The sequence below is a fragment of the Syntrophorhabdaceae bacterium genome (genome assembly GCA_028698615.1).
GTDB lineage: Bacteria > Desulfobacterota > Syntrophorhabdia > Syntrophorhabdales > Syntrophorhabdaceae > Delta-02.
On sequence record JAQVWF010000005.1, the window covers coordinates 48,490 to 55,253 of the forward strand.

The 6,764-nt window shown below is 57.4% G+C and carries 4 protein-coding genes; all 4 read left to right on the forward strand.

Annotated elements, in window-relative coordinates:
• Positions 1-3: 3 nt before the first annotated feature.
• The 4 genes from cooS to PHC90_03365 all read left to right on the forward strand — a co-directional run bounded on the left by cooS (position 4) and on the right by PHC90_03365 (position 6,729).
• Complete coding sequence (gene cooS, locus PHC90_03350; protein ID MDD3845377.1) at positions 4-1,950, forward strand: anaerobic carbon-monoxide dehydrogenase catalytic subunit; 1,947 nt, start codon at positions 4-6, stop codon at positions 1,948-1,950.
• Positions 1,951-2,004: 54 nt separating this feature from the next.
• Positions 2,005-4,212 (forward strand): acetyl-CoA decarbonylase/synthase complex subunit alpha/beta, encoded by a 2,208-nt coding sequence (gene acsB, locus PHC90_03355; protein MDD3845378.1) that lies wholly within the window; start codon positions 2,005-2,007, stop codon positions 4,210-4,212.
• Between the two features lie 133 nt (positions 4,213-4,345).
• Complete coding sequence (acsC, locus tag PHC90_03360; protein MDD3845379.1) at positions 4,346-5,689, forward strand: acetyl-CoA decarbonylase/synthase complex subunit gamma; 1,344 nt, start codon at positions 4,346-4,348, stop codon at positions 5,687-5,689.
• Positions 5,690-5,850: 161 nt separating this feature from the next.
• A complete protein-coding gene (locus PHC90_03365) occupies positions 5,851-6,729 on the forward strand; it encodes a dihydropteroate synthase (GenBank protein ID MDD3845380.1) in 879 nt (292 codons plus the stop codon).
• The last annotated feature ends 35 nt before the right edge of the window (positions 6,730-6,764 follow it).

Below are 6,764 nucleotides of genomic sequence, written 5' to 3' on the forward strand. Positions count from 1 at the left end.
AGAATGGCCGACGGCAAGGAAAAAAGCATCGACAAGGCAACCATTGAGCTCATCGACAAGGCGCAGCGGGAAAACATTTCCACCGTTTTCTCCCGCGCCGACGAGATAAAACCCTGCCCCATAGGCGTCGAGGAAAGCTGCTGCAAGGTATGCTCCATGGGTCCCTGCAGGATGCCGCGCTCAAAGAAGGACGAAGGCAAACGGCGTGTAGGTGTTTGCGGAGCTACGATCGATACCGTTGTGGCGCGAAACTTTGCCAGAAAGGTCGCCGCCGGTTCGGCCTCCCACTCGGACCACGCCCGCGAGGTGGTCATGACCTTTCTCAAGGTGGCCCGCGGCGAAACGCAGGATTTCTCCATCAAGGACGAGATAAAGCTCCTCGAGGTGGCCCTTGATTTCGGTATCACCATAGAAAAACGCGATGTGAAGGACATCGCCATAGAGCTTGGTGAGAAGGCCCTGAACGAGTTCGGCAAACAGAGCGGGGAACTTGCATATGCGAACAAAGCCCCTCTCCGCAGGCAGGAAATATGGAGGAAACACAGCGTCATGCCTCGCGGTATCGACCGAGAGATCGTGGAGGTCATGCACCGGACGCATATGGGTGTTGACCAGGACTATCGTCACATCCTTCAGCAGGCAGCACGGGCGGCCCTGGCCGACGGCTGGGGTGGTTCGATGATCTCAACGGAGCTGCAGGACATCATGTTTGGCACACCGGTTCCCGTGCTTGGGTCGATCAACCTCGGTGTTCTAAAGGAAGATCACGTCAACCTCGTTGTCCACGGACACGAGCCGCTTCTGCCGGAGATGCTCGTCGTGGCAAGCCGCGATCCGGTCATCAAGGAACTTGCGGAAAAGGCGGGAGCAAAGGGTATCAATCTTGCCGGTATGTGCTGCAGTGCCAACGAGGTGCTTATGCGCCACGGCATAGCGTGCGCGGGCAATTTCCTCCAGCAGGAGCTGGCCCTTATCACGGGCGCGGTCGAACTCATGACCGTCGATGTCCAGTGCCAGATGCAGGGACTGGCGAATGTGGCGGAGTGCTTTCACACCAGGCTCATTACCACCTCTGATCGGGCCATGATAGAGGGTGCGGAGCATATCGAGTTCCATCCTGAACACGGTCTCGACACGGCGAAAAAGATCCTTGCGATGGCCATCGAGAACTACCCGAACAGACGTCACGCTGTCTGCATACCGAATGAGAGACAGGACATGGTGGCGGGTTTCAGTCATGAAACGATAACCTATTTGCTGGGCGGTCTTTTCCGGGCAAGCTACCGGCCGCTCAACGACAATATCGCGAACGGAAGGATAAGGGGCGTCGCGGGCGTCGTGGGATGCAACAATGTGCGGACCAAGCATGATGCCGCGCATCTCGCGATGATAAAGGAGCTTATCAGGAATGATGTGCTCGTTCTGACGACAGGCTGCAGCGCCATGGCATGCGGCAAGGCGGGTCTGCTCACTCCGGAGGCGGCCCATACATATGCAGGCAGCGGGCTCGCAGAGGTTTGCGAGGCCATCGGCATTCCCCCGGTTCTCCACATGGGCTCCTGTGTCGATAACTCGAGGATCCTGATTGCGGCGACGGCCATGGTCAAGGAGGGCGGTCTCGGCGATGACCTTTCGGACCTGCCTGTCGCCGGGGCTGCCCCGGAATGGATGAGTGAAAAGGCCATCGCGATCGGTCAATATTTTGTGACCTCGGGGATATTTACCGTTTTCGGCACCACATGGCCCACGCTGGGGAGCGACAAGGTCACGGAGCATCTTTTCGGGGAATACGAGGACATATACAAGGGCATGTGGGCCTACGAGGAAGACCCGGTGAAGGCCGCGCAGCTTATGATCGCCCATATCGATAAGAAGCGAAAGGCCCTTGGCATTGACAAGGCGAGGGAGCGCGTCCTTTACGATATGGCCATGAGAAGGGCCATGGATTGATGGCTGCGCGGACAAGGCTTACAGTTCAGAACGGCAAGGCGAAGGGGTGGATGAATGTCTAAGATCATAGCTTCGGCGGCAATACGGGGCGCCCGGAAGATACTCACCCAGGCCGAAGGGAAATACCGCGAGGCTATGGAGAAATACGGGCCCGATCAGGAGATAGGTTTCCCCAACACGGCGTACTATCTTCCCATCATATACTCGATGACGGGTATGGCTGTCTCCCGGGTGAAGGACATGGAGCGCGTCCTCGGGATGTGCGGCAGACTTATCCCGCCGCCCGTCAGGGAAACGACGCCGCTGCCGTACCTGGCCCCGGCGCTCGATGCGGGCATGGCGACCTTTTTCGCGGAAGAGATGATAGAGGCCGTCCGGTATCTCGAGGAGCCAGACAGGTATGCGGCCGACTCCGAAGAGATCACCGAAGGGACGATGTGGCTTGGCGCCGCGAACGACGTGATCTTCAGGAAGAGGGGCGTGGAGTTCGTCGACGGAACCGCCCCCGGCTTCGCGGCCGTGGCCGGTGCCGCGCCGGACGCAGCCACGGCGTCGAGGATCGCCCTTGAACTGCAGGAGAAGAACCTCTACGTCTTCATGGTCGGACAGAACGGCGGCAAACGCTTTGCCGAGCAGCTTCGGGAGGCCGGCGTGCAGATAGGCTGGCCCACGCGCCTTGTTCCTTTCGGGCCCGACATACATCAGGCCGTTTTTGCCATCGGGTTTGCCTGCCGCGTCGCCATGGCCTTTGGGGGCGTACGGCCGGGCGATTTCAGGCGGAACCTGATATACAACAAGGACAGGACGTATGCCTTTGTCCTCGCTCTCGGCGACGTGACGGACGAGTGGTATGCCAACGCCGCGGGGGCGATCAACTGGGGTTTCCCGACGATTGCCGACACACCGATACCGCAGGTCCTTCCCACGGGCATCTGCACCTATGAACACGTTGTGTCCGACATCCCTCATGACCAGATAGTCCAGAAGGCCGTCGAGGTCCGGGGCCTCAAGGTCCAGGTAGCGAAGGTGCCCATCCCGGTTTCATACGGGCCCGCATTCGAGGGCGAACGGGTCCGCGGTGAGGACATATATCTCGAAATGGGCGGAGGTCGGACGATAGCAGTCGAATGGACGACATCAAAGAAAATGGAAGAGGTGGAGGACGGCCGTATCGAGGTCATCGGCTCCGACGTTTCCGATATCACGCCCGGATCGCGGCTGCATTTTGCAATGGTGGCGGAGGTTGCGGGACGCAATTTCCAGGAGGATTTCGAACCCATCCTGGAACGCCAGAATCATCATCTCATCAATCAGGCGCAGGGGATCATGCACATCGGCCAGCGCGACATCGCCTGGATCAGGATATCTCGTCAGGCGGTCGACAAAGGCTTCGCCCTGGAACACATCGGCAGGATCATCCATGCCAAGTACCACCAGGACTTCGGAGCCATCTTCGACAAGGTGCAGGTAAAGATCTACACCGACGAGGCCAGGGTCCGTGAGATCCTCGAGACTGCGAGGGCCTCTTACGCGCACAGAGACGCGCGGATCGAGGGCATGACGGACGAGAGCGTGGAGACCTTTTACAGCTGCATCCTGTGCCAGTCATTCGCGCCGAGCCATGTCTGCGTCATAAGCCCCGAACGGACGGGTCTTTGCGGCGCATACAACTGGCTTGATTGCCGCGCGGCCTACGAGATCAGCCCCGAAGGCCCCAACCAGCCCGTGCAGAAGGGCGTCGTCATCGACGAACGGTATGGCCAGTTCCGCGGCTGTAATGAATATATCCGTAAAGCTTCGCGCCAGAAGGTGGAGAACGTGAGCCTCTACAGCCTCATGGTCGATCCCATGACGACATGCGGATGCTGCGAGTGCATCGCCGCCATCCTGCCCATGTGCAATGCCATCATGACCGTTGACCGCGATTTCACCGACATGACGCCCTGCGGCATGAAATTTACCAGTCTCGCCGGTTCCGTCGGTGGTGGGGCACAGGTGCCGGGGTTCCTTGGCCACAGCAAGTACAATATCACGCAGAAGAAGTTCCTGAGTGGTGATGGCGGTCTCCTGAGGATGGCCTGGATGCCCAAACGGCTCAAGGACGAGGTCTATGAACGGCTCAAGAAGAGAGGCGAGGAACTGGGTTACCCCGATCTGCCCGACATGATCGCCGACGAAACAGTGGCCAGGACGGAGGACGAGGTGCTGGAATATATAACAAAGAAAGGACATCCCTGTTTGGGGATGGAAGATTTACTATAGAAGAAATGACAATGACCAATAACCAGGCACCAATGACCAAAAGAAGATACAATAACCAATTTACCAGTAATCAATAGCCAGGAGGAAAGATGTTTTTCCTTTTGGTTATTCTCTTCAACGAAAGGAGACTTTGATGGCGTTAACGGGGATTCAGATATTGAAACTTCTTCCCAAGACCAATTGCGGGGAGTGTAAGTTTCCCACGTGCCTTGCCTTTGCAATGGCGCTGGCCGCGGGAAAAACGGAGCTTGACCTGTGCCCGCACGTCACTGCCGAGGCGAAGGGCCAGCTTTCCGACGCAAGCGCACCGCCCATCAGGCAGTTGTCCATCGGCGTCGATGATTACGGCGTCAGGATCGGCGGGGAGACGGTGCTTTTCCGTCATGAGAAGACCTTTTTCAACAAGCCCGGTATCGCCATCCTGATTACTGACGCGATGGATGAGGGTGAGGTGGAGCGGCGCCTCACTGCGCTTGAATATTTCCAGTATGAACGTGTCGGGGTGACAATGAAGCCCGAGATGGCCGCCATAAAGTTCACCGGGAACAGAGACAGGTTCATGGCCATCGTGAAGGCAGCCCTTGTGAGGCCTTGCGCCATCATCCTCATGTGCGGCGAGGCGCCGGTTATGAAGGAAGCTCTGGATATTGCGAGGGACAGGAAGCCCCTAATCTACGGGGCGACACCGGATAATTACGAGGTCTTCGGTTCCCTCGCGAAGGAATACGGGCTGCCCCTCGCGGTTGTCGGCAGCGGGTTGGATGAAGTGGCGACCCTCACCGGGAAACTGACGGCCATGGGACTCAAGGACTTTGTCATCGATACGTCCACACGGGGCATAAGGGATTCCTTTACGGACCAGGTGGCCATCAGGAGGGCCGCGCTCCTTGCCAAGTTCAAACCCCTCGGTTTTTCCACGATCACCTTTCCCTGCGAGATGACGGACGATCCCATGAAGGAGACCCTTATCGCATCGCTCTTCGTCGCGAAATATGCGGGCATCATCGTTCTTGGCGATATCACCGGTGAGACCATATTCCCCCTTCTCCTTCAGAGGCTGAACATATATACCGATCCTCAGCGCCCGATGACGACGAAGGAAGGCATCTACCCCATCAACAATCCCGATGAGAACTCGCCGGTACTTGTAACGTGCAATTTCTCCCTCACCTATTTCATAGTCAGCGGCGAGATCGAGAATTCCCGCGTGCCGAGCTGGCTTTGCATCATGGACACCGAAGGGCTCTCCGTGATGACGGCCTGGGCGGCCGGCAAATTCGTCGGCGACCTCGTGGGGTCCTTCGTCAAGAAGTCCGGCGTGGAGGACAGGGTGAAGCACCGCAGTCTCATCATTCCCGGCTACGCCGCCGCCATACTTGGCGATCTCGAAGAGGAACTGGAAGGCTGGAAGATAATGATAGGCCCCCGTGAAGCCGCGCATTTACCGGGGTATTTGAAAACGTGGACGATGGGATAATAATAATAACCAATGACCAAATTACAATAACCAGATGAAAAAGATAATGACCGAATCTCAATAACCAAAAGGAAAAATATCTTTCCTGGTCATTGGTTATTAAAGAGTTGACATAGCTGAGACAGCAGCAAACAAAGACTGTTTACGTAAGCGAGGCAGACATGTTTCTGATAGGCGAGAACTTAAACGTTATGTCCAAGAAGCTTGGCGAAGCGTTCCAGAACCGGGATGCCGGACCTATTCAGAGGATGGCCGAGGCGGAAACTCAAGCCGGGATGGATATGATCGATCTCAATATCGGGCCCGCGCGGAAGACCGGTCCCGATTTCATGGAATGGCTTGTCGCCGTCGTGCAGGAGGTGACGGACCTTCCGCTTTCCCTCGACACGTCCAACATAGAGGCTATAGAGGCCGGTCTGAGGATTGCGAGGACGAGACCGCTCATCAATTCCATCTCAGCGAGACCGGAAAGGATGGAGGCCCTCATGCCCGTGGCGAAGAGGTACAATGCACCTTTCATCGGCCTGACCCTCAGTGCCGAGGGGATTCCCCGTGATGCGAACGAACGGGGACTCTGCGCCGCCGAGATCCTGGCGGCGGCCGCGAGCCATGGCATATCCGAAGAGGATATCTGGATAGACCCCATCATCCTGCCCGTGAACACCCAGCAGCTCCAGATCCAGGGGTGCACCGAATTCGTCATGATGCTCCCGGATATTGCGCCGTCGTCGAAATCCACCTGCGGCCTGTCGAACGTGTCCAATGGTGTGCCGGCACACTTGAGGGGCATCATGAACAGGACATACCTCGTCATGCTTAAACGCTACGGTATGTATGCTGCCATTGTCGACGCCTTCGACACCGAGCTTATCGCCATCGCTCACGGAGAGGCGCCCCAGGTGGAAGCCCTCATCCACCTCGTCATGGATGGCGAGGAAGTGGACCATTCGAGTCTTTCGAAGGAAGAGAGCGACTATGCCAGGACAACCCGGGTGCTCATGGGGCAGACGCTCTATTCCGATTCGTGGCTGGAAATATAGAAAACCGCCGAGAAGTGGATGTGAGGGCGAATGTG